The organism is Paraglaciecola polaris LMG 21857 (assembly GCF_000315055.1).
GTDB lineage: Bacteria > Pseudomonadota > Gammaproteobacteria > Enterobacterales > Alteromonadaceae > Paraglaciecola > Paraglaciecola polaris.
The window spans coordinates 65,854-88,222 of the sequence record NZ_BAER01000133.1 but is presented as its reverse complement, the minus strand read 5'-3'; the positions used below and the strand labels follow the sequence as shown (position 1 = coordinate 88,222).

The following is a 22,369-nucleotide window of genomic DNA, read 5'->3' as shown; positions in this document are numbered from 1 at the left end:
GGTCGCTTAGCTCAGTTGGGAGAGCATCGCCCTTACAAGGCGAGGGTCACTGGTTCAAGCCCAGTAGCGACCACCACTTCTTTGTTATATCCCTCAATCTAGTTTTATTTACTTCATCCGTTTAATGATAAATTAACTGCTATTTTCCTCTGTCAGCGATAAACATCGCCGTTCTTAACACATGCACAGGCGACACCGTTTTAGTCCAGTAGCGACCACCACTTCTTTGTTATATCCATCAACCTAATTGTAATTATTTTATCCGTTTGCTTTTAAATTAACTGATATTTATATGTTTATTCCTAGGATAAATACCGCTGTTTTTTATCAAATTACGCGGCGACTTAACTTGACCCGCTAGCGGATAGTCGTTATTCGCCTTAATTTCTAATAACGTTTATTAGTGTCGACTTACCGCTCGCTCCATGCATTTTTTTTACCCTTATCTAAGCAAAATAATGCCAAGTTGATAATTTGCCCTTATAATTTCGTATGAAAGTACGATAACCTTTAGTAATCAACCTTTTGAATCGTTTACATGAATCCACTGATTGCTAAAGAAACCAAAGTACTGATCGTTGACGATCAGGTTCTTGCCAAGGGATACATGAAGTATTCACTGGAAGAGCTTGGCTTTAGTGATATTACCTACGTGGATAAAGTACATCTCGCCCTAAATAAAATTCGCCATCAGCGATATGATCTCATCGTTTGTTCCTACAACCTGAAGCATGAGCAAGATGGTTATTACTTTTATGACGAAATTAATCGCAATGGGGAATTACCGCTTAGTACTGCTTTTGTTTTTATCAGTGCCGACACAACGGCTGATTTAGTACAGAGTATTGTTGAGCTACAGCCCGATGACTTTCTCGCCAAGCCTTTTACTGTAAAGGAACTAGACCGCCGACTTTCCCGAATACTGGGACGCAAACGCGCGCTGCAAAGTGTTTATTGGTGCATTGAGAAAAAACACTTCCCAAAAGCCTTGTCAGAAGTGGAACTATTTTTAAGCAAGCCCAAGAACTCTGAATTTTTTCCATTAGCGTTAAAAATAAAAGGTGAAATATTACAGTCTTGTGGGCATTACCCCCAGGCGAAAGTGTTTTACCAAGCCATTTTGAATGTGCAAAAATTTACTTGGGCGCAATTAGGTTTAGTTAAAACTTTTCTTCATTTAAACGAGGATGAAGCGGCGGAAAAGCTGGTGCTACGCTTGGCGTTTAAACCTGAATCTCAACTAGCTGCATATGACTTACTCATGTCTTTACAAATCAAACATGGTGACTTTGACACGGCTTTAGAATGCGTACTGATGGCATCCGAGATATCGCCTCGAAACATACGGCGTCATAAAACAGTATTGGACTTGTCTCGCATAACTCATGACTATCATACGCAGTTTGAAGCGGCTAAGAAGATTGTGAAATTTGCAAAAAACTCTATTCATGATATGCCAGAACATTACTTGAATGTGGCACGTGCAGGAATTGACTACGCCATGACATCAGACGATGAGCAAACTCAAACCTTGGTAAAACAAGCAAACGAGTATATTCGCCAGTTTCGCCAAGCCTTTCCTAAAGCCGAGATGCAAGACCAAATTAACGTGATCAACGCTCGACTGATGTATTTAGCAGATGAGAAAGACAACGCCAAATCGTTACTTGAGCAGTTAGACAATGAACACTGGGAAAATGAAACGATTGAAGCCTTATTAGATAAAGCGAAAGCCTTTCATGAAATCGGTCTGCATTCACGCAGCCAAGAGATGTTATTAGAAATTGTTCGACGCTGCGCTGAAAGCAATCAAAGCAGTGAGATTTTTTTACGTTATGCCGAGCAGGAACAAGTCGAAAAAAGTCGTATAAAACAAAGTTCCAAAGAGCTCAACAACTCAGCAGTACAGAGATTTCAACAAGGTGATATAGATAATGCGCTGCACACCTTTAGCGATGCATTTACTTTAATGCCCAAAAATCCATCGATAGCGCTGAACCTGTTGCAAGTTATCACCATTAAACGCCTGCATGGGGACGATACGTATCAAAAAACAATTCGGCGCTGCGTGCGAACTGTTGAAACCGGCCCTTTAAATGATGAGCAAGAAAGTCGCTATACAAAAATACGTGAGCTTTTGGATGACATAGTTTAATACACTGTGCAACACACGTTTAATTTAACACTCGGTAAATTCGAATAAAAGTCACCCATTGTCACGTCACCTTTTGCTGTACGTTAAACTCTGGATGTTGATATATTTTTTGACTGATAATGTTCGTTAAGATGTTCACACATTTTGCTATATCTTGATAGCGTGTATAAAGCGGAGTAAAACCGAAACGCAAGGTATCGGGAGCCCGAAAATCGGCGATCACGCCGTGTTTAATCAACGCCTGACAAATTCCGTGGGCATGCTTATGGCGAAAAGCTAGTTGGCTACCTCTTAATTCAGCCGGTATTGGTGAAGCTAAACTCAACTCGTTCAATTGCGGTTCTTTCTGCACAAGGGCGATAAATAGCTCACTTAATGCGACGGATTTTTCGCGTAACTGATGCATGTTTACATCAGCAAAAACATCTAGTGCAGCTTCCAAAATACTCATGGAAATCACGTTAGGTGTCCCGCATAAGTACTGATTAATATCCTCAGCCGGTTGATAATGACCAGCAAAAGCAAATGGACGCTTGTGCCCCATCCATCCCTTGAGCGGCTGAGATACGTTTTTCTGGTGACGTTTTGCCACATATAGAAATGCCGGCGCACCAGGCCCGCCATTGAGGTACTTATAACCACAGCCTACGGCAAAATCTACCTGACATTCATCTAACGCGATAGGTAACGCCCCTGCGCTGTGCGCCAAATCCCAAACAACTAGAATACCTTTTTGATGTGCAAGGTTTGTTAGACGTTCCATATTTAATAACCGACCGGAACGAAAATCTACTTGGGTTAGCATCAGAACTGCAACATCCGTTGTTAACGCACTTTCAAGGATATCTTCATCCACCCATTTCACCTTGCATGCATCTTGGCCTAGCACAGATGCCAAACCTTCGACCATATACAAATCTGTGGGGAAGTTACCCGATAGAGATAGCACCACAGAGCGTGTTTTTTGCAATGCCATCGCACTGCTTAGCACTTTAAATAAATTGATCGAGGTAGAATCACAGCAAATCACTTGACCAGATGCAGCGCCAATTAAACGGGCAATTTTCTCTCCTACAGCCAAGGGTAAGTCAATCCATTTGTGCTTATTCCAACTGATAATGAGATCGTTAGCCCACTGCTGCTCTAAAACATGTTTAGCGTGCTCAGTGGCAACACTTGGCATCGCGCCCAACGAGTTTCCATCAAGATAAATAACATCCTTAGGAAGCGAAAACTCGAGGCGCTTCGCCCCCAAGGGATCGCTTTTATCCCATTGCTCGATTTGTGCTTGGCTTACAACGTTCATGGGGTAGATACTCGCTCGTGTAATGTGGCTAAAAAGGTTTGATACGCTGTTGTTCCCGGATGGATCCAATCAAAGTGCCCTGCTCCACTTACCACCTTATATTTCAAACCACTCGCGATTGCTTGATTCCTATCAACTACGCTGTCGACGTCTCCTTGCAACAACAAGGTATTTGCAGGTAAAGAAGAAGTCAGTGGCGACCCACGTTCATATGCATCAGGCATTTGCTCGGCGTTGCCGCCAAAAAAGTCTACAGCGGCCGTTTGGCAACTATTTGTTCCCTTAGAGTATGCCACCACATCAACAATGGCAGCCAAACCGATAACACCTTTTAGCCTAGCATCGCCTTTAAATAATCCTCTCTCAGGTGCGCTTGCTAGCAAAGCTAAATGCCCACCAGCGGAATGCCCAGTAAGAACAATGTTCGATAGATCGATAGGATAATCTTTAAAGGATTGAGCAAAACTTACGCCTTTCAAAATGTCATTAAAACTACCAGGCCAGCCGCCTCCCGCATCACCTGTGCGGCGATATTCAAGTGACCAAACAGCGAATCCTTGTTGTGCGAGTGATTGACTAAATGCAACGCTATGTTCAATTCCATACGCATTTAGCCAGCATCCTCCATGAATAAAAATGACCAGAGGTGCATATGTCTGATGCCCCTGGGTTTCGTTTTGTTCGGGTAAGTACAAACGGCCGTATTGTAATGCCTCACTCCCATAGGCTAGCTTGAGACTGTCATCGGGCTCGCTATTGAGCGCCATAACTTGCTCGAAACTGACATCATGAAGCATAGTGGGGCTCGTTTGTCCCTGCTCTACAACCTCGTCGTGGGCGACGTTATTAGGCTTATGTGGCCCATCAGCACAGGCGTTCAGCAAACTGAGTAAAAATAGCAGAACAAGGTTGAGTGTAAGTTTCATTCTCTCTCCATAGTACAAGTACGCCAAACAATCGAATGGTCAATATTGCGCGTTAATCAGATACGAAATTAGAATTGAAGTCAAATTATCACGTTATGATACAAAGGTTTACGATAAATATATCAAGTGGTGCAAGAAGATGGCGCGAATGCGCCATCGATACCAAATCTCTGAGTTTTAGCTCAGCATTTCAAATGCAATTGCGGTGGCTTCCCCGCCACCAATGCAAATGGCGGCCACACCTTTTTTCAATTTACGCTGCTTCAACGCATGTAAAAGTGTCACGATTATACGCGCGCCTGATGCCCCGATCGGGTGACCCAGTGCACATGCTCCGCCTTTTACATTCACTTTTGCAGGGTCAAGGCCAAGCTTACTTACACCCAGCATAGTTACCATGGCAAAAGCTTCATTTATTTCGTACAAATCAACGTCATCTTTTACCCAACCGATTTGCGCAAACAATTTCTCCATGGCACCCACTGGCGCCACACTGAAGTTTTCTGGCTCGATGGCATTTGAGCTATGACCGACAATGCGCGCCAAAGGTGTATAACCTTGTGCTTTTGCCTGTGATTCACTCATGACCAATAACGCCGCCGCGCCATCAGATATTGAACTGGAGTTCGCTGCCGTCACAGTACCGTCTTTGGTAAATGCCGGGCGTAACGAAGGGATTTTTTCGGGACGAGCATTACCTGGGCCTTCGTCGTTTTCAACAACAACATCACCTTTACGAGATGTAATCGTCACGGGTGCGATCTCATCTTTGAACAAACCATTGGCAATAGCATCACTGGCTTTAGTTAATGAACTTAATGCAAATTCATCCATTTGCTCACGGGTAATGTTCTCTTCATCAGCTTTAGATTGAGCAAAGCACCCCATCGCTTTCCCGTCATAAGCATTTTCCAGACCGTCTAACATCATATGGTCGAGCATCTGACCATGACCCATGCGGTAGCCTTGGCGTGCTTTAGGTAAAATATAAGGCGCGTTAGACATACTTTCCATACCACCAGCAATAACCGTACTTGCACTGCCAGCTTTAATTAAATCATGGGCAAGCATCACGGCTTTCATACCAGAGCCACACACTTTATTAAGGGTGATAGCGCCAGTTGATATGGGTAAACCTGCCTTTAAACTTGCTTGGCGAGCCGGAGCCTGACCGAGTCCTGCTGGTAACACACAGCCCATGATCACTTCGTCGATAGTTGGTCTGGTTCCGCCCACATCGTCAAGCACAGCACCGATGGCATTTGCCCCGAGAGCGCAAGCGTCAAGTGCTGACAATCCCCCCATAAATCCCCCCATAGGGGTACGCTTAGCACTTACAATTACCACTGAATCATTACTCATTTTGCTTTTCTCCTAACTATGATTTGTACATTTCAACCAGGTTTATTTACCTATGACACCCAAATATTTGTAGTTTTCACATTCTAGATCTCACTCAAAGCCAATAGATTAAAGGCTTCAACTCAAAACTAAACTTTTTTCGCATTTCAATGTTGACGAATTGTAACTCATACTTTACCTTTACGTTAACTTACTCTTTACGTTAACGTAAAGTCTAGTTTAATAAATAATTACTAGATCACGCATCATTTTGTCATAAGGCAGTCCCATGACCGAAAAACTTTACACCATAGGCGAGTTAGCCAAAGAGCTAGACATCACCTCTCGTTCCATTCGATTTTACGAAGAATCTGGGCTACTTAATCCTATGCGTAACGGTCAAAACCGAGTTTACAAGAAAAAGGACAAAGTGCGCTTAAAACTCATATTACGTGGTAAACGTTTAGGCTTTTCATTAGCTGAAACTAAAACCTTATTTGACTTATATGACAGCAATCAAAATTCGGCTGCCCAGCTTGAAGCCATGCTCTATATGACCGAACAAAAGCGGGCTGTGATGGATCAACAATTAGACGATATTAAAGCCTTGATGATGGAGCTAAACGAAGTAGAAGCCCGTTGTAAAGACGAACTCACCACACTTAAGCGAGGAACAATCGCATGAATGCAGCATACCCTACCCTAAACTTTGGCCTTGGCGAAGACATCGATATGTTACGCGATCATGTTTATAACTTTGCACAAGGTGAGATTGCTCCTCTGGCAGAAAAATCTGATCAAGAAAATAGCTTTCCAAACCAATTATGGCCAAAACTTGGTGAAATGGGACTCTTAGGAGTCACTGTTGCTGAGCAGTATGGCGGTTCAAATATGGGGTACTTAGCCCATGTTGTCGCCATGGAAGAAGTCAGTCGTGCTTCTGCCGGTATCGGTTTGAGTTACGGAGCTCATTCAAACTTATGCGTAAATCAAATCCATAAAAATGGCTCTGACGCCCAGAAAGAAAAATACTTACCTAAGTTAGTCAGTGGCGAGCACATTGGAGCCTTAGCTATGAGTGAGCCCAATGCTGGCTCTGACGTGGTTAGCATGAAGCTGCGGGCTGACAAAAAAGGCGATCACTATATCCTCAATGGCAACAAGATGTGGATCACTAACGGCCCTGATGCCGATACCTTTGTGATCTACGCTAAAACCGATTTAAGCGCCGGCTCAAAAGGTATGAGTGCATTTATAGTTGAGCGTGGAACGGAAGGATTCAGTCAAGCCCAGAAGCTTGACAAACTGGGTATGCGTTCATCAAATACCTGTGAACTGGTCTTCGTTGATTGCCCAGTACCCGCAGAAAATTTGATCCGTAATGAAGGTGATGGTGTCCGCGTGTTAATGAGCGGCTTGGATTATGAACGCCTAGTTTTATCTGGCGGCCCGCTTGGGATCATGCAAGCTTGTATGGACCTAGTCGTACCTTATATCCATGACCGTAAGCAGTTTGGCCAATCCATTGGTGAGTTTCAATTGGTTCAAGGTAAAGTCGCAGATATGTACACGCAAATGAATGCCGCTCGGGCTTATGTATACACGGTTGCCCGTGCTTGCGATCGTGGCGAAACGACCCGTAAAGATGCAGCAGCTGTCATTCTATACTCCGCTGAGTTAGCAACCAAGATGGCACTTGATGCAATTCAACTCCTTGGTGGAAATGGCTATATCAACGAATTTCCTGCTGGTCGCTTGTTACGTGATGCCAAGCTTTATGAAATTGGCGCCGGTACATCAGAAATTCGCCGCATGCTTATTGGCCGCGAGCTCTTTAAAGAGTCATCTTAACCTGCCAATAGACAGTTTACATACAGCGCTAATTAACGTCATTTTGCAACACGCGCCATCGAAAACCCTCGATGGCCTTAAAATTGGAGCAATACCGTGCCCCGCATAATCAGTAAGATAAATCCTAAAGCTCAAGAGTTTGCAGACAACGCTGCCCATATGCAGACGCAAATAGATGATTTAAATGAAAAAATTTCTTTAATCAAGCAAGGGGGCGGTGAAAAAGCGAATAAACGTCACACCGACCGTGGCAAACTATTACCCAGAGAGCGCATTAACGCATTACTGGACGCGGGTTCACCTTTTTTAGAGATATCACAACTTGCAGCCTGGGAAGTGTACGACGATTACGTCCCCAGCGCAGGTGTGATAGCCGGTATCGGTAGGGTCTCAGGTGTGGAATGCATGATAGTAGCAAACGATGCCACCGTTAAAGGCGGCACCTACTATCCTCTGACAGTAAAAAAACACTTACGCGCTCAGACCATCGCCCAGCAAAACAACCTGCCTTGTATTTATTTGGTGGACTCAGGCGGTGCTAATTTGCCCCGTCAAGACGAAGTATTCCCTGACCGGGAGCATTTTGGTCGTATCTTTTTCAATCAAGCCACCATGTCAGCGCAAAACATACCACAAATCGCCGTGGTGATGGGAAGCTGCACCGCAGGCGGTGCATATGTACCGGCCATGGCTGACGAATCAATTATCGTTAAAAATCAAGGAACTATATTCCTTGGAGGCCCGCCTCTTGTTAAAGCTGCTACGGGAGAAGTGGTCAGTGCCGAAGAGTTAGGCGGTGGTGACGTTCACTGCCGCACTTCTGGCGTGGTTGATCATTTAGCCAATAATGACCAACACGCCTTACATATCGCTCGAGACGCGGTGGCACGATTAAATCGCACCAAGCCATTGGCACTAGATGTAAAACCCAGCGTAGAACCGTCATACCCTAAAGAAGATATATATGGGATCATTCCTAAAGACACCCGTCAGCCCTACGACGTGCGCGAAGTTATTGCACGGGTAGTAGATGGTTCTGAATTCGATGAATTTAAAGCATTATATGGCAGTACTCTGATTTGTGGATTTGCTCGTATCTTCGGCTATCCAGTCGGTATTGTTGCGAACAATGGAATTCTATTCAGTGAATCAGCACAAAAAGGCGCCCACTTCATCGAGCTGTGTGCACAGCGCAAAATCCCCCTCGTTTTCTTACAAAATATCACCGGGTTTATGGTTGGTAAACAATATGAAGCAGGCGGGATAGCTAAACACGGCGCAAAAATGGTGACCGCAGTAGCCTGCGCTAATGTACCTAAGTTTACAGTTTTAATTGGTGGTAGTTTCGGTGCGGGCAACTATGGCATGTGTGGACGCGCCTACGACCCACGCTTTATGTTTATGTGGCCAAACGCTCGCATATCCGTAATGGGTGGTGAACAAGCTGCAGGAGTATTATCTCAAGTAAAGCGTGAGCAACGCCAGCGAGCAGGCGAGACCTGGAGCGACGAAGAAGAAAAGTCCTTTAAACAACCGATCATTGATACCTACGAACACCAAGGCCACCCTTACTACGCATCAGCGCGCCTTTGGGATGACGGGGTCATTGATCCTGCGGATACGCGCATGGTTTTAGGACTTTCTATTTCAGCCAGCTTGAATAAACCAATTGAGGACACCCAGTTTGGGGTGTTCAGAATGTAAGGAGGCACTAAATATGGATAACCCTATAGACCCAAATACCACACCGACAGCACAGCATATCACCTGTGAAATTGACGAACGTGGTGTCGCTACCGTTACCCTTAATCGCCCTGAAGTGCACAATGCCTTCGACGATATTTTAATTGCTGATTTAACCCGAGTATTCACCCAACTTGGCAATAACCAAACCGTACGCGCTGTCATACTTGCTGCAACCGGAAAAAGCTTTTGTGCTGGCGCTGATCTAAATTGGATGAAGCGCATGGCAAGCTATTCTTATGAACAAAACCTCAATGATGCTAATAATTTAGCCAAGATGCTATACACATTAAATACGCTTCCCAAACCAACTATTGCCAGAGTGCAAGGTGCAGCTTTTGGCGGAGCAGTAGGATTAGTCGCCTGCTGTGATATGGCTGTGGGTAGTAAACTAAGTAAATTCTGTTTAAGCGAAGTGAAATTGGGCTTGATACCCGCGACCATCAGTCCTTATGTCATACAGGCCATTGGTGAGCGAAACGCCAGGCGTTACTTCACCACCGCAGAAGTGTTTTCTTCACGCCGTGCTAGGCGCATAGGTTTACTCAGTGAGGCGGTGACTGAAGAAGAACTCGATGTCACCATCGAAGGTCTGTTGGAACATATCCTTAAAAACGGGCCCTGCGCAGTATCTGCAGCAAAAAAACTGGTGTTTGATGTGGCAAACCGTATTCCAGATGAAGCGCTAAGACATACAACGAGCGAGCTTATCGCTAACACACGGGTATCTGCAGAAGGCCAAGAGGGTCTGAGTGCCTTTTTACAAAAACGTCGACCTAATTGGTATCTCTCATGATTAAAAAACTACTCATTGCCAACCGTGGCGAAATTTGTTGTCGCATTATCAACACAGCAAAACGCATGGGCATAAAGACAGTTGCCTTATACTCAGACGCCGATCGTCATGCACTGCATGTCAAAATGGCAGATGAAGCAATTCATATCGGCCCTTCACCATCAAATCAGAGTTACCTGAAAATTGATAAGGTACTGGCGGCGGCGAAAGCAACGGGTGCGGATGCAATCCACCCCGGTTATGGATTTTTATCAGAGAACGCTGCCTTCGCTCAAGCATGTGCAGATAACGAGATTATTTTTGTCGGCCCACCTATTAAGGCTATCGAGGCGATGGGCTCGAAATCTGCAGCTAAGTATATTATGCAACAAGCAAATGTACCTTTAGTGCCCGGTTATCACGGCGAAGACCAATCCCCCGCGCTCATCAAACAGCACGCTGACGACATGGGCTATCCAGTACTGCTTAAAGCGGCTGCTGGCGGCGGCGGCAAGGGTATGCGTCAAGTATGGAGTGCTGAAGAATTTGATGATGCATTAGCGGCAGCCAAACGTGAGGCTATGTCGAGCTTTAATGACGATATCATGCTAGTTGAAAAATACCTGACCCAACCACGTCACGTTGAAGTTCAAGTGTTTTGCGATCATCACGGTAACGGCGTGCATCTATTTGAGCGCGACTGCTCAGTGCAACGGCGTCACCAAAAGGTGGTCGAAGAGGCTCCGGCTTTCAAAATGAGCCCTGCACTTCGCTCGGCCATGGGCGATGCGGCCCTCAAAGCAGCAAAAGCAATCAACTATGTGGGAGCCGGTACCGTTGAATTCTTACTTGATACAGATGGTGCATTCTATTTCATGGAAATGAATACCCGCTTACAAGTAGAGCACCCCGTCAGCGAAATGATCTCAGGGCAAGATTTAGTGGAGTGGCAATTACGCGTTGCCGCCAATGAAACCTTACCCAAAAGCCAAGATGAATTACACATTAACGGTCACGCGTTTGAAGCACGTATCTACGCTGAAGACCCAGACAATGAATTTTTGCCCGCGACAGGCACGCTACATTTATTGGAAACACCCCAAGAGTCTAAGCATGTGCGAATCGACAGTGGTGTTGTGCAAGGCGATGAAGTTTCCGTCTATTACGACCCTATGATTGCTAAGTTGATCGTGTGGGATACCGATAGGGAGCGGGCGTTAGCTCGTCTTAGTCAATCTTTAGGGGAATACCGTATTGACGGCGTTACAACCAATATTCCGTTTTTACGCCGTTTAATTGATACGCAAGCATTTAAAGATGAAGAGATCGACACCAGCTTTATCGAGAAACACCACGAACTTATTTTCCAACAAAGCAACCCAAATAATACCAATCAGTTATTAAATCTTGCCATGTATTTATCATTGGCAGAAAAGCCACTGACCTCAGTAAATAACCAAGACAGCCAATCCCCTTGGGATCTTATTAGTGATTGGCGCGCTAATGACACCTACCTTAACCGCTACTTTATTCAGCTCAACAATCAAGAGCATGAAATCGCAGTACAAAGACTCAAGGTTGATAATCGAGCATCAACACCCAGTGGTACTTTCGTTATCGCCCTAGCGGGTGAGTCTTATCAGTGTGAAGGGCAATTGTCAGGTAATCGTCTACTTGCTACGGTCAATGGGCACAGCGAAAGCGTCACCATCAACCAAATACAGCACGACTATGCGTTATTTCACAGCCAAGGTATGACTAAATTTATCCATATACAAAAGGATCTTGGGGTAACTGACGATAACGAGCAACATGGAGCGTTTGTTGCGCCTATGAATGGCACAGTGGTAGCGCTTTTAGTGGAACCACAACAAGCGGTTAAAAAAGGACAAACGTTGATGATCATGGAAGCCATGAAAATGGAACATGCCATTAAAGCGACACAAAACGGTTTGGTCGAAGAGTTCTATTACCAAGCTGGTGAGCTGGTAGACGGTGGTGCAGCTTTACTAAACTTCGTCCCTAGCGAGGACCAATCCCTATGAACAGTAGTCTACCAAGCCACGTTAAGATAGTCGAAGTGGGTCCAAGAGACGGCTTACAAAACGAAAAACAAAGTATCGACTTAGCAACCAAGGTTTGTTTGGTTGAGGAGTTAGCCCAAGCCGGCTTAACCGTGATTGAAACCGGTAGTTTCGTATCTCCGAAATGGGTGCCACAAATGGCAGACTCCGCCCAAGTATTTGCGGCTATCAAGCGCAAAGCGGGGGTCAGTTACAGCGCATTGACGCCAAATATTAAGGGGTTTGAAGCTGCCATGTTGGCCAGTGCCGACGAGGTGGCTATTTTTGGCTCAGCCTCAGAAGCCTTTTCACAGAAAAATATTAATTGTTCGATAACGGAAAGTTTAGCTCGTTTCGAACCCGTTATCGCGGCGGCGAAAGCACATGACATCAAAGTTCGAGGTTACGTTTCCTGTGTCCTAGGTTGCCCGTATGAGGGTGATGTAGATCCTCAAAACGTGGCGCGAGTGGCCAAGACGTTATTCGACATGGGATGTTATGAAATTTCCTTAGGCGATACCATAGGCGTAGGTACTCCTATTGCGACGCAAACTATGCTGCAAGCCGTATTAGCCGTTGTGCCTAAATCAGCGGTTGCGGTGCACTTTCACGATACCTACGGCCAAGCTCTAGCAAATATTCTGGTGGCGTTACAGCATGGTATTGGCATAGTGGATAGTGCAGTGGCTGGTTTAGGTGGATGTCCATACGCCAAAGGCGCATCAGGTAACGTGGCAACCGAAGACGTAGTGTATATGCTCAACGGAATGGGCATTGCAAGTGGAGTTGATTTGACCTTGTTGGCTCGAGCAGGACGTCATGTATGTGAAAAACTCGGTATTACGTCAGCCTCTAAAGTTGCCGGTGTCTTAGCGAAAATCCTCTAAGATAACGTCTGTTTGTGTTCACTTATGGGCTAATGCAATAACGAGTCATTTAATGTGATGCTTGAATGATTTGCTGCACAAGCCACCACTTGGCCTGAGCTTTATCAGGGAAAAAACGATAATTTTCCCCTGCTTCGTCGAGTAGCTGCCCTATATGGCGTTTCGAAAACTCAGGGGTATTTGATTGGTCGACAACCATAGCGGTGGCCACTCGGCCTAGGGCTTTTTGTGCCCTTACCGCTTTAGATAAAAAAGCCGCCGCATCTGGCACATAAATAGGATCGCCATGTAGAACAACCAATGCCCCCCAAGGTTTACCACTGAGTAACGCTAATAATGGCGCCATGTGCGTTTCTGACTCAACAACGGATTCCAAATTCCACGGTCCGCTGCCTTCGACTAGTAAAATATTATCATCTATATCAAGCTCTACACTACCATGCGTTGGAAATCGACTCATATACATCCTCAAATCAATGACTTATCGCACCTGCTCACAACCAACATGTTACCCGTGTTGCAAAAAAGAGGGAGTTGGCCCTCGCGTTTCATCTCGTTACTTTGTCAACCAATTGTGATGAAAAGACCAAAGAATGGTCAAGCTTTTACATCCGCTGAAACTCAGCTTCGGATATAACCTTGAGGTTCTCTAAGCCCATTTGTAGGTCTTCCCCGATCATGCGATCCATGAAAAAGGCAACATAATGCAAAAAAGGATTACCCCCAACATCACCGTAGTCATGCCAAATTACCACCGTTTCACCTTCTTTGTCTCGCAAGGTAATTTCCCCTGTGGATCCCATCCCCATATCAGGGAAAGTTAAGGTATAAATAAAACGCTGATCTTTTTCAATCGCAACGACTTCCATTTCACCGTCGCCTTGCGTTTCACTTTGCCAACTCGACTTCATACCCACAGCCGACTCAGGCCCCGCATAAGAGACCTGCATGTTAGGGTCGCGTTTAAACCACACGCCCCAATTTTGCCATTGACGCAAGTCTTTCACATGATTAAAAATAATATCGGCAGGTGCGTCGATTCGAATAGTACGTACTACCTTAAACTCCGAAGGCAAAATCCAGCCTACCAAAATAAAAAACAACAATACTGCAACAACCCCTAACCCTATCTTTTTAAACATCATCCAGCTCCTAGATCAACAATACGAAGTTTTATAACATTTATTTAACAATTTACATAATTTACCGTCAAAAACTGCTGCCGAATTGAACAAAAAAATTTATATTAATCAAAAATATGCCATAGATTAACAGTACAAAGCGAGAAGAAAAACAACCTATTTACTGAAATCCCTAAAAACACCCAATCGCTTTCAAATTGGTGAAGTCTGGCGATAAAATAGCCCATATTAACGGCAGATTTATCCCATAATTGAAAATCAATTTTTTAACTGATAACAATTAAGTTATAAATATGTAAAAAACGCATGTTAAATCAGGTAGAAGCAAATTGAATTTACAGCGAGCCCGTGACACACTGGCCTTCACAGTTATCTGAAACCGCTCAGATGAGGTTGCAAATAACTGTGTTTCCTGCGCAATGAGAACGTCAAAAAAAATCGAATAAGAATGGAGTCAATTGTTATGCCCAATCCAAGTCCACGTTATATTAGCAACCTGACCCGCGAGACCTACGCCTTAATTTTAGCTGGCGGTAGAGGGTCACGTCTTCACGAATTGACCGACTGGCGGGCTAAGCCTGCTTTGTATTTTGGGGGGAAATTTCGAATTATCGACTTCCCACTATCGAACTGTGTAAATTCAGGGATTAAACGTATTGGCGTCGTGACCCAGTATAAATCCCATTCGTTAATTCGCCACCTTGTTAGAGGCTGGGGGCACTTTAGGAAAGAGTTAGGAGAGTCTGTAGAAATTTTACCCGCATCTCAGCGTTCTTCCGATAATTGGTACGAGGGTACGGCGGATGCTGTGTTCCAAAATATCGATATTATTCGTGATGAAATACCTAAGTACGTTATGATTTTATCTGGTGACCATATTTACAGCATGGATTATGCGAATATTCTTGCACACCACGTAGAGTCAGGCGCTAAGATGACTGTCAGCTGTATGCCCGTCCCTATTGAGGAAGCAGCCGGCCAGTTTGGTGTGATGTCAGTAGACGAAAACTACCGAATTTTGGGCTTCGAAGAAAAGCCTGAGCACCCCACTCCACTGCCGAATGATCCAACTAAATGCCTTGCCTCTATGGGTAATTATATTTTTGATACCGACTTCTTATTCGAGCATCTGAAACGTGATTCGGAAAATGAAGGGTCTGAACGAGACTTCGGTAAAGACATTATTCCCTCGATTATAAAGGACCACCCCGTATACGCTTACCCTTTCGCAAACGAAGACGGTGAAGTTTCTTACTGGCGTGATGTGGGTACATTAGATTCATTTTGGTTAGCGAATATGGAGTTAGTCTCGCCCTCTCCGCCACTTAATTTATATGATAAAAAATGGCCTATATGGACGTATCAAGAACAGTTACCGCCAGCAAAATTTGTGTGGGAAGAATATAATCGCTGTGGCGCTGCGATCGACTCTGTCGTTAGCGGAGGCTGTATCATTTCAGGCGCCACGGTACGCAAGAGTTTGTGCTTCTCAAACGTACATGTACATTCATTCAGTGAAGTAGAAGAGTCCGTGTTACTGCCTGATGTGGAAGTTATGCGAAATTGCCGGATAAAGAAAGCAATCATCGACCGTGGTTGTATTATTCCTGAAGGTACGATTATTGGGCATGATCACGCAGCAGATAAAGCGCGAGGCTTTAGAGTCACCGACAAAGGAGTGGTGTTAGTCACCCGTAAAATGCTCGGTTTAAAAGTCGGCATTTAACCTTTTAGAAAATCAAAAAAACCAGACGCTGTCTGGTTTTTTTATGGGTCGATTTCATAACTGCGTTTTATTATTTCCTGCGCCACCCCTCAATCGTTTGATTGATAAGCGCAGCGGTTTCAATGGGGGACTCTAGAGGAAACATATGTCCGCCTCCTGCAAATACTTTATGCGCTAAGCGATTAGCACGAATAAAAGGCCGTATACGACGCTCAGTGCAGACCATAGTATGTTCCCCAGTCACCAATAATGCCGGACACGTTAACTTACCGTAATAACGCGGAATGTCATGGGGAACGTTACGAAAAATATTAGCTTCCACCTCCGGTTTAAAATTCAAATGTATCTTGTCATCCACTATCTCGGTGACGCTACTGACGTAGTCTGCTATACACTCTTTATCCATGGTTTTGAATAAGGCTCGGGCTTGAAAGTAGGCGACTAAATCTTGATCTTTGTCCCAACGCCGACAGCGATTTACTGTTTTGCCCGCCGGGGTTAATTTATCGATCAGTGATGTGCCTTTAGCCCCCCCAAAAAATAGTCGGGTCAGACCGGTCACCATAGGTGGGTCAAGCATGATCAAACCACTGAACAAATCTGGTCGAGTACAGACTGCCATATAAGAGACAACACCACCAAACGAATGTCCTACAGCATAAACTGGCTTACGCTGGGTAGATTCAATATGTTCGATTAACTCCTGGGTTTGGTTACGCCAATTTTTTGAAATTGGGAATCGGTTGGAGTGACCAAATTTTTCTAACGCAAAGAGATCATATTCATCATTTAACTCGCCAAATAACTTACGGTAACTCCCCGCAGGAAAACCATTTGCATGGGCGAAATGCACATGTACGCTGTTATTTTCTTCCAACCTAATGTTCTCCATTTGTACGATTAATTATCCATTACGCTGTTCGGCTGCAGCCCAGTCAGCTGGGATCCTGCGTGCAGTCCAGATAAAGACGATGATTGCCAATACATAGGGAACCGAAACGGCCGATAAGGATAACCGTAATGCCTCTACTTCACCATGCTCTGCAGTTAGGGATTTACTTAAAATACCGATGAAAGTTGGTCCGCCCCCCAAAGCAATGATATTGAGGACAAAAAAGAATAATGCGGTAGACATGGCTCGCACTTTTACCGGTGCGAGTGTTTGAGCTAACGCGAACGATGGGCCTAAATAAAAACCGCTGGTAAAGAGCAATATAGTCAACAGAGCCAGGGACATATTTAAGTCCTGCACTTGTACCGATAAAATATAAGCAGGAACCCCGATTACCAGTCCCAATGCTGGCACCCAACCGTAAGCGCCTTTGTTTGTTTTACCCCATTTGTCCGTTACGGCACCACCAAACCACACACCAAAAGCGTAAGCAGTACCATTAATGATACCGACTTTAATAAGTAAACTGGTTAGATCTAGACCTGGATATGCCCGTAAATAGAAATCTATCATCCATGTAGAAATGGCGTAGCTGCCAAATGATGCGAGTGAAATCGCAATGCACATTCCCCACCAAGAAGGAATGGTTAACAACAATTTAATCGATTGCCAAGACGGCGTTTTGGCGGCCGCAGTATCAAGGTTTCCGCCTCGCTTAGGCTCTTTGACGGTTAATTTCAGTAGTATAGCTAGCAACACCCCAGGTAAACCGACACTTAACAACACCAAACGCCAATTTGCATCACCGCCTTTTAATATGAAGGCAGAAGCAAAAAATGCCAGCATGATCCCAAAAGGGATCCCCAATGAATAAATGGCCAACGCCCCTGCACGCTGTTCCTTTGGATACAGATCGGACAAAATTGAATGCGAAGGTGGGCTCCCACCAGCTTCTCCAATACCCACACCTACACGAGCAAGTGCCAATTGAGTATAAGTCGTCGCCATGCCAGACAGCGCAGTAAAACCACTCCATAAAGTAAGTGAAATGGCCACAATGTTCACCCGACTATAGCGATCGGCTAACCAAGCGATAGGGATCCCGACAAACGTATAAAGTACGGCAAAGTAAATCCCTTTAAGCCAACCTAGTTGCGCATCATTAAGACCTAAATCCGCTTTGATAAATGGCGAAAGAATACCAATAATTTGTCGGTCGATAAAGTTGAAAGCATAAACTAAGGTGAGTATTGTCAGTACATAAGTTCGGTACGGCTTACTTACCTGATTAAAATCTTCCTGCGCAGTGACAAGAGTATCGCTCGTGGTCACGGTCATTGATCTTCCCTTTAATTTAACTGTCTACGGTATTTCGCCAGCTCCATACTAATCTTGTCAGTGTCTAAATAACAAGCGATTTTGTAGCCACCATGTAAAATTAATGTAAACATAACAAACACTTATATACACAAATAACAGGGACAAATTGTTATATTGATTACCTAGAGTGTTAGAATTTTTCCGTGGTAAAATAATGAAAAGACATCAGACCAGTTCGCAAATACGCGGACCCTACATGAGTAAGTGGATTTATGCACATAGATGACCTTATCGAAGCAACGAATCACTATATCAATAGTGATAATCAAGATCGACCGCAACTCAGTATCCCAAAAGAGTGGGCTCAGGGCCGTACAGCATACGGTGGGCTGACGGGCGCATTAGTTTATAGCGCAATACGTGAGAAAGTCAGCAACGACAGAGTACTCCGCTCATTTAGCTGTAACTTTGTCGGCCCAGTGACCACTGAAACGCCATTCGATATTGAAGTCGATATATTGCGCCAGGGTAAAAATGTCACTCAGGTTACGGGCAAAGCTATCCAAGATGGCAATGTATGCGTCATGGTACAAGCCGCTTTCGGAGTGTCGAGGGAATCTAAAATTAACCTGCGTAATACCGACCGACATGCAATGCGAGCGCCTACTAAAGCTGATTTTTTGCCCCAGATCCCAAAAATAACCCCTAAATTTTTGCGTCATATTGATCTCGCGCGTCAAGGGGGAGGTTTGCCTTTTACAGGCAGTAAAGAAAGTGAAATTGATGGATGGATGCGTTTTACTGATCCACCTAAAGCCTTAACAGATGCACATTTAATCGCCTTGATCGACGGTTGGCCACCCGCTACGCTACAAATGCTCAAGTGGCCAGCACCTGCCAGTACCATGAGCTGGAACATAGAATTTGTTTATCCCCATTTTGGCTTTTCGCCTGAAGAATGGTTTGCCTACCAGGTACGTACACGACAAGCCACAGACGGTTATGCACAAACTGAAGCAAATATATGGGACTCAAAAGGACAGTTGATTGCTATTAGTCGGCAAACGATAGCAGTATTTGATTAATAGTCACGAAGAACAAATCTGTCAGAAAGGTTAATCGCCGCTCAGATTATTAATTGATGCGGCTTGTTCTATCGCTTTATTACCTAGATACAATAATCAGTAAATACTAAATGTTGATGGGCTAAAAATCGCTAATGTGCTGATTAACTGCATATTGGTAAAATCTAACGCCGCTTCTAAATCTTCTTCATCTAATTTTAGTATTTCATATTGCTGGGAATCGATATTGTCTAGGTGGCTATATATTTCACCATAGACATTATTCAGCGCTAGATTAGCAGCCAGTTGAAGGACCTTTTCTTCATGACTTTGCGCCTTGTGCAGTGCTGCATGTTGATGGGCGATAGGTCCATATATTTCACTGGGGATCCCCCACAATTTCAATAATTCAGCGCTGATTTCAGCATAGGTCGTGCCTAAATGTTGTGTTTGCAAGGTAACTGGGCAACTTTGCGCGGTAAAAGAACTGCATTTAGCAGCAGTATCAGGTTCTAGCTGCAGTACAGCTAACTCACCTATGTTGTGCAATAAGCCACACACAAACATCTTGTCAGGATTTTTAGCTGATGTTTCTTGAGCGATGTATTTGGCTAATAAGCCACAGCTGACCCCTAGCTCCCAAAATACACTGAAATCAATGTTACTCTCATTCATATCTTTAAAAGCGTGTGATATACCGTAGGCGAGCACTAAATCGTATACTGAGTCAGTACCTATAACTTGAATGGCTTTATTAACCGTGGTTATCACAGTCGGAAATTTATATAGGGCACTGTTGGCAATCTTAAGAATTTGCGCCGCCACAGCCGGATCGTAATTAATCACCTCTGCCACTTCATTTATCGACGTGCTGCCATCATCAATAAGCTGCTTAATTTTTGTGACTGAATCAGGTAAAACGAATAAATCGCCTGCTTTCTCGGCATATTCAAGAGCATTCATACGCACACATATCCTTAAATCGATTGTGAAGTAGTGTAATCCATCGCATTCACAGTGTTCAATAACATAACCCAATATCGAAAATGCAATGATGAAAAGAAAAGAATAGTCATCGGGTAAATTTTATTCCATATAAAAATAGCTTTAACCTAGCATTTCAATCGCCGCAAAAAAAGGCTCACGTAAGTTATACCAATACATTACGCAATATTGTCAGGGAATACTATTAGTTCACAATATACTGAGCAAATATGCGGGTAAAAAATATGGATCACCACATGGATATATCCGTTAATTTAATTATTAATTTTCTTTGTTTTAGGCAAACAAAAAGATAACAAAATAAAAATTAACAGCGGGATAACAGTGTATTTCGAAATATATAGCAGGCTAAACTTTAGAATAAAATAGGATGGAATAAAAATTGGATAATTTGATTAGATGGTGGGTCGTGCTGGATTCGAACCAGCGACCAATTGATTAAAAGTCAACTGCTCTACCAACTGAGCTAACGACCCATCTAATTGTAACGCTTTGAAATGTTTGATTTAACTGGTGGGTCGTGCTGGATTCGAACCAGCGACCAATTGATTAAAAGTCAACTGCTCTACCAACTGAGCTAACGACCCATCAAATTAAATCTAACTGCAAATCAATTAAGTAAAATATATACCTTCCTTGCTCTGCATCCCGTCTCTCTGTGACGAGGCGGCATATAATACTGAATTCGAAACTTCATGCAACCTTAAATTAAGCTTTATTTTCATAATTCGTATCGTTTGCTTGAAAAGCATACAAAACAGGGGTTTCAAGGTTATTTTTTAAACTAAAGTGCCATGCCTAATTCAGTAAAACATGTTGAGCCGTTAATTATTTAACGGCATTTAATTTTATTTCAGCCAATTTTCTCGCCGAAGACGTTGGATATTCAGCGACAACTTTTTTCCACAATTGCTCTGCCCGCGCAATATTTGAGCGCTCTTGCTCACAAATACCCAACTTTAACATTGCGTCGGCCCGCTTAGACGAATCAGGAAATTGATTCATCAAAGTTTCAAACTGACTCGCGGCCGCGGTCCAATCCTGTTTATTAAACAATAACTGACCTAACCAATAATGTGCGTTAGACGCATAACTAGAATTGGGAAAGTTTTGTAAGAAAGACTGAAATTCGGGGATCGCCTCGTCATACAGTTTATCTTTGAGGATCAGATTCACCGCTTTATCGTAGGCTTGATCTTCATTAAGTGTCGTTTGGTGCGATGGCTGATCTCGTTCACTATCCTGAGAAGACGCCTCAGTCCCTCCTGACGGAGCTTGAGTCATCACAGCAGCAATACGCTTGTCTATTTCCAAATACAACTCTCGCTGGCGTTCTAAGATGCGCTCTAGCTGATAATTGTGCTTTTCAATACTGCCTTTAAGTTCGTTTACTTCACCTTGCAGCAAATCGAGCTGTTGTTGAACTCGATGCTGTTGCTCAGTGCGATTATTAAAAAGACGTTCTAAGGTAGTTAAACGTGACTCGGTACCGCCACTGCTTACATCTGCCACAGGCGCAGGAGCCGCATTAACTGCGGCTCCAAATATCGCTGACAGAGTAAGCGCAATTATGCGTTTATTCATAAATCCAACTTTTATTGATATACCAGAACACCACGACGGTTTTCAGCAAATGCAGCTGCGGTGCCAGAGGTATCGATTGGCTTTTCTTCTCCGTAAGAAACCACTGACAGTTGTGATGCACTCACACCAGCATTCATCAAATAGGTTTCGACAGATTTGGCACGACGCTCGCCTAGGGCAATATTATACTCAGGCGTACCACGTTTGTCACAATGTCCTTCAATGACCATAGATTGCCTTGGGTTTTTAACCAAAAACGCTGCGTGCTGATCAAGCAAAGAGTAGTATTTTGAACTTACGCTAGAGCGGTCAAAATCAAAATATACAAGCTGGTCATCCATCAATGCACTTAATTCTTTTTGCATGACTTCTTCAGGAGATAACATTGGCTTCATATTACCAGCTTGCACCTTTGCCTCTTCTGCTTGGCGATCGGCTTCAGCTTGGGCAGCAGCAACGCGGTTGCTCTCTGCAGCTAATTCGTCTTCGCTAGGGCCAGATGAACAAGCAACCATTGTCACAATTGGAAGTGCAAGTGTGATGCCTTTGAATATTTTGTTAAGTTGCATTTTCTAATTCCTTATTATTA

At 44.0% G+C, this 22,369-nt stretch carries 19 protein-coding genes and 3 tRNA genes; 10 read left to right on the top strand and 12 right to left on the bottom strand.

Going from position 1 to position 22,369, the window contains the following annotated elements; all coding sequences use genetic code 11:
• Both GPLA_RS21790 and GPLA_RS21785 read left to right on the top strand, forming a co-directional pair.
• Nucleotides 1-76: transfer RNA gene (locus GPLA_RS21790), tRNA-Val, on the top strand.
• A 462-nt stretch (nucleotides 77-538) separates the two neighbouring features.
• Nucleotides 539-2,155, top strand: coding sequence for a response regulator (locus GPLA_RS21785; protein ID WP_007107194.1), 1,617 nt, complete (start codon nucleotides 539-541; stop codon nucleotides 2,153-2,155).
• A 61-nt stretch (nucleotides 2,156-2,216) separates the two neighbouring features.
• On the opposite strand, the gene kynU is transcribed toward GPLA_RS21785, so the two are convergent.
• The 3 genes from kynU to GPLA_RS21770 form a co-directional block, all read right to left on the bottom strand.
• Nucleotides 2,217-3,461, bottom strand: coding sequence for a kynureninase (gene kynU / locus GPLA_RS21780; RefSeq protein ID WP_007107193.1), 1,245 nt, complete (start codon nucleotides 3,459-3,461; stop codon nucleotides 2,217-2,219).
• Nucleotides 3,458-4,387, bottom strand: coding sequence for an alpha/beta hydrolase family protein (locus GPLA_RS21775; protein WP_007107192.1), 930 nt, complete (start codon nucleotides 4,385-4,387; stop codon nucleotides 3,458-3,460). Before GPLA_RS21775 ends, kynU begins: the two co-directional genes overlap by 4 nt.
• Before the next feature lie 177 nt (nucleotides 4,388-4,564).
• Complete coding sequence (locus GPLA_RS21770) at nucleotides 4,565-5,749, bottom strand: thiolase family protein (protein ID WP_007107191.1); 1,185 nt, start codon at nucleotides 5,747-5,749, stop codon at nucleotides 4,565-4,567.
• Nucleotides 5,750-6,017: 268 nt separating this feature from the next.
• Here GPLA_RS21770 and GPLA_RS21765 point away from each other — a divergent pair, with 268 nt between their 5' ends.
• The 6 genes from GPLA_RS21765 to GPLA_RS21740 all read left to right on the top strand — a co-directional run bounded on the left by GPLA_RS21765 (nucleotide 6,018) and on the right by GPLA_RS21740 (nucleotide 13,047).
• Nucleotides 6,018-6,413, top strand: coding sequence for a MerR family transcriptional regulator (locus GPLA_RS21765; RefSeq protein ID WP_007107190.1), 396 nt, complete (start codon nucleotides 6,018-6,020; stop codon nucleotides 6,411-6,413).
• A complete protein-coding gene (locus GPLA_RS21760; protein ID WP_007107189.1) occupies nucleotides 6,410-7,579 on the top strand; it encodes an isovaleryl-CoA dehydrogenase in 1,170 nt (389 codons plus the stop codon). Before GPLA_RS21765 ends, GPLA_RS21760 begins: the two co-directional genes overlap by 4 nt.
• A gap of 96 nt (nucleotides 7,580-7,675) precedes the next feature.
• Nucleotides 7,676-9,283 (top strand): carboxyl transferase domain-containing protein, encoded by a 1,608-nt coding sequence (locus GPLA_RS21755; protein WP_007107188.1) that lies wholly within the window; start codon nucleotides 7,676-7,678, stop codon nucleotides 9,281-9,283.
• A gap of 13 nt (nucleotides 9,284-9,296) precedes the next feature.
• Entirely contained in the window at nucleotides 9,297-10,118 is an 822-nt protein-coding gene (locus tag GPLA_RS21750; protein ID WP_007107187.1) for an enoyl-CoA hydratase/isomerase family protein, read from the top strand.
• Nucleotides 10,115-12,142 carry an acetyl-CoA carboxylase biotin carboxylase subunit gene (locus GPLA_RS21745; RefSeq protein ID WP_007107186.1) on the top strand — a complete coding sequence of 676 codons (2,028 nt, stop codon included), beginning with the start codon at nucleotides 10,115-10,117 and terminating at the stop codon, nucleotides 12,140-12,142. Before GPLA_RS21750 ends, GPLA_RS21745 begins: the two co-directional genes overlap by 4 nt.
• A complete protein-coding gene (locus GPLA_RS21740) occupies nucleotides 12,139-13,047 on the top strand; it encodes a hydroxymethylglutaryl-CoA lyase (protein ID WP_007107185.1) in 909 nt (302 codons plus the stop codon). Before GPLA_RS21745 ends, GPLA_RS21740 begins: the two co-directional genes overlap by 4 nt.
• A 49-nt stretch (nucleotides 13,048-13,096) precedes the next feature.
• On the opposite strand, the gene GPLA_RS21735 is transcribed toward GPLA_RS21740, so the two are convergent.
• Together GPLA_RS21735 and GPLA_RS21730 are read right to left on the bottom strand one after the other, a co-directional pair.
• The gene (locus tag GPLA_RS21735; RefSeq protein WP_007107184.1) at nucleotides 13,097-13,507 is read right to left on the bottom strand and encodes a hypothetical protein; all 411 of its coding nucleotides are present in this window, start codon (nucleotides 13,505-13,507) and stop codon (nucleotides 13,097-13,099) included.
• 145 nt (nucleotides 13,508-13,652) lie between these two features.
• Nucleotides 13,653-14,192 (bottom strand): SRPBCC family protein, encoded by a 540-nt coding sequence (locus GPLA_RS21730; protein ID WP_007107183.1) that lies wholly within the window; start codon nucleotides 14,190-14,192, stop codon nucleotides 13,653-13,655.
• A gap of 460 nt (nucleotides 14,193-14,652) precedes the next feature.
• Between GPLA_RS21730 and glgC the strand changes: the two genes are divergently transcribed.
• Complete coding sequence (gene glgC / locus GPLA_RS21725) at nucleotides 14,653-15,915, top strand: glucose-1-phosphate adenylyltransferase (RefSeq protein ID WP_007107181.1); 1,263 nt, start codon at nucleotides 14,653-14,655, stop codon at nucleotides 15,913-15,915.
• Nucleotides 15,916-15,985: 70 nt separating this feature from the next.
• Here glgC and GPLA_RS21720 read toward each other — a convergent pair whose 3' ends face one another.
• Nucleotides 15,986-16,792 carry an alpha/beta fold hydrolase gene (locus tag GPLA_RS21720; protein ID WP_007107180.1) on the bottom strand — a complete coding sequence of 269 codons (807 nt, stop codon included), beginning with the start codon at nucleotides 16,790-16,792 and terminating at the stop codon, nucleotides 15,986-15,988.
• A gap of 27 nt (nucleotides 16,793-16,819) precedes the next feature.
• Nucleotides 16,820-18,145: a spinster family MFS transporter gene (locus GPLA_RS21715; protein ID WP_007107179.1), complete on the bottom strand. Its 1,326-nt coding sequence runs from the start codon at nucleotides 18,143-18,145 to the stop codon at nucleotides 16,820-16,822.
• Between the two features lie 254 nt (nucleotides 18,146-18,399).
• Between GPLA_RS21715 and GPLA_RS21710 the strand changes: the two genes are divergently transcribed.
• Complete coding sequence (locus GPLA_RS21710) at nucleotides 18,400-19,212, top strand: acyl-CoA thioesterase (protein ID WP_007107178.1); 813 nt, start codon at nucleotides 18,400-18,402, stop codon at nucleotides 19,210-19,212.
• Nucleotides 19,213-19,308: 96 nt separating this feature from the next.
• Here the strand turns inward: GPLA_RS21710 and GPLA_RS21705 are convergent, their stop codons facing one another.
• The 5 genes from GPLA_RS21705 to pal all read right to left on the bottom strand — a co-directional run bounded on the left by GPLA_RS21705 (nucleotide 19,309) and on the right by pal (nucleotide 22,349).
• Nucleotides 19,309-20,154: an HDOD domain-containing protein gene (locus GPLA_RS21705; protein ID WP_007107177.1), complete on the bottom strand. Its 846-nt coding sequence runs from the start codon at nucleotides 20,152-20,154 to the stop codon at nucleotides 19,309-19,311.
• 442 nt (nucleotides 20,155-20,596) lie between these two features.
• Nucleotides 20,597-20,672: transfer RNA gene (locus tag GPLA_RS21700), tRNA-Lys, on the bottom strand.
• Nucleotides 20,673-20,707: 35 nt separating this feature from the next.
• Nucleotides 20,708-20,783 (bottom strand) — tRNA-Lys (locus tag GPLA_RS21695).
• Between the two features lie 241 nt (nucleotides 20,784-21,024).
• On the bottom strand, nucleotides 21,025-21,780 hold the full coding sequence (gene ybgF, locus GPLA_RS21690) for a tol-pal system protein YbgF (RefSeq protein WP_007107176.1): 756 nt from the start codon (nucleotides 21,778-21,780) through the stop codon (nucleotides 21,025-21,027).
• A gap of 11 nt (nucleotides 21,781-21,791) precedes the next feature.
• The gene (pal, locus tag GPLA_RS21685; protein ID WP_007107175.1) at nucleotides 21,792-22,349 is read right to left on the bottom strand and encodes a peptidoglycan-associated lipoprotein Pal; all 558 of its coding nucleotides are present in this window, start codon (nucleotides 22,347-22,349) and stop codon (nucleotides 21,792-21,794) included.
• Nucleotides 22,350-22,369: the final 20 nt, after the last annotated feature.

Bases quoted from the DNA above. Each gene is read 5' to 3' on its own strand.
- GPLA_RS21785 (WP_007107194.1), top strand. From the start codon at position 539: ATGAATCCACTGATTGCTAAAGAAACCAAAGTACTGATCGTTGACGAT.
- kynU (WP_007107193.1), bottom strand. From the start codon at position 3,461: ATGAACGTTGTAAGCCAAGCACAAATCGAGCAATGGGATAAAAGCGAT.
- GPLA_RS21775 (WP_007107192.1), bottom strand. From the start codon at position 4,387: ATGAAACTTACACTCAACCTTGTTCTGCTATTTTTACTCAGTTTGCTG.
- GPLA_RS21770 (WP_007107191.1), bottom strand. From the start codon at position 5,749: ATGAGTAATGATTCAGTGGTAATTGTAAGTGCTAAGCGTACCCCTATG.
- GPLA_RS21765 (WP_007107190.1), top strand. From the start codon at position 6,018: ATGACCGAAAAACTTTACACCATAGGCGAGTTAGCCAAAGAGCTAGAC.
- GPLA_RS21760 (WP_007107189.1), top strand. From the start codon at position 6,410: ATGAATGCAGCATACCCTACCCTAAACTTTGGCCTTGGCGAAGACATC.
- GPLA_RS21750 (WP_007107187.1), top strand. From the start codon at position 9,297: ATGGATAACCCTATAGACCCAAATACCACACCGACAGCACAGCATATC.
- GPLA_RS21745 (WP_007107186.1), top strand. From the start codon at position 10,115: ATGATTAAAAAACTACTCATTGCCAACCGTGGCGAAATTTGTTGTCGC.
- GPLA_RS21740 (WP_007107185.1), top strand. From the start codon at position 12,139: ATGAACAGTAGTCTACCAAGCCACGTTAAGATAGTCGAAGTGGGTCCA.
- GPLA_RS21735 (WP_007107184.1), bottom strand. From the start codon at position 13,507: ATGAGTCGATTTCCAACGCATGGTAGTGTAGAGCTTGATATAGATGAT.
- GPLA_RS21730 (WP_007107183.1), bottom strand. From the start codon at position 14,192: ATGATGTTTAAAAAGATAGGGTTAGGGGTTGTTGCAGTATTGTTGTTT.
- glgC (WP_007107181.1), top strand. From the start codon at position 14,653: ATGCCCAATCCAAGTCCACGTTATATTAGCAACCTGACCCGCGAGACC.
- GPLA_RS21715 (WP_007107179.1), bottom strand. From the start codon at position 18,145: ATGACCGTGACCACGAGCGATACTCTTGTCACTGCGCAGGAAGATTTT.
- GPLA_RS21710 (WP_007107178.1), top strand. From the start codon at position 18,400: ATGCACATAGATGACCTTATCGAAGCAACGAATCACTATATCAATAGT.
- GPLA_RS21705 (WP_007107177.1), bottom strand. From the start codon at position 20,154: ATGAATGCTCTTGAATATGCCGAGAAAGCAGGCGATTTATTCGTTTTA.
- ybgF (WP_007107176.1), bottom strand. From the start codon at position 21,780: ATGAATAAACGCATAATTGCGCTTACTCTGTCAGCGATATTTGGAGCC.
- pal (WP_007107175.1), bottom strand. From the start codon at position 22,349: ATGCAACTTAACAAAATATTCAAAGGCATCACACTTGCACTTCCAATT.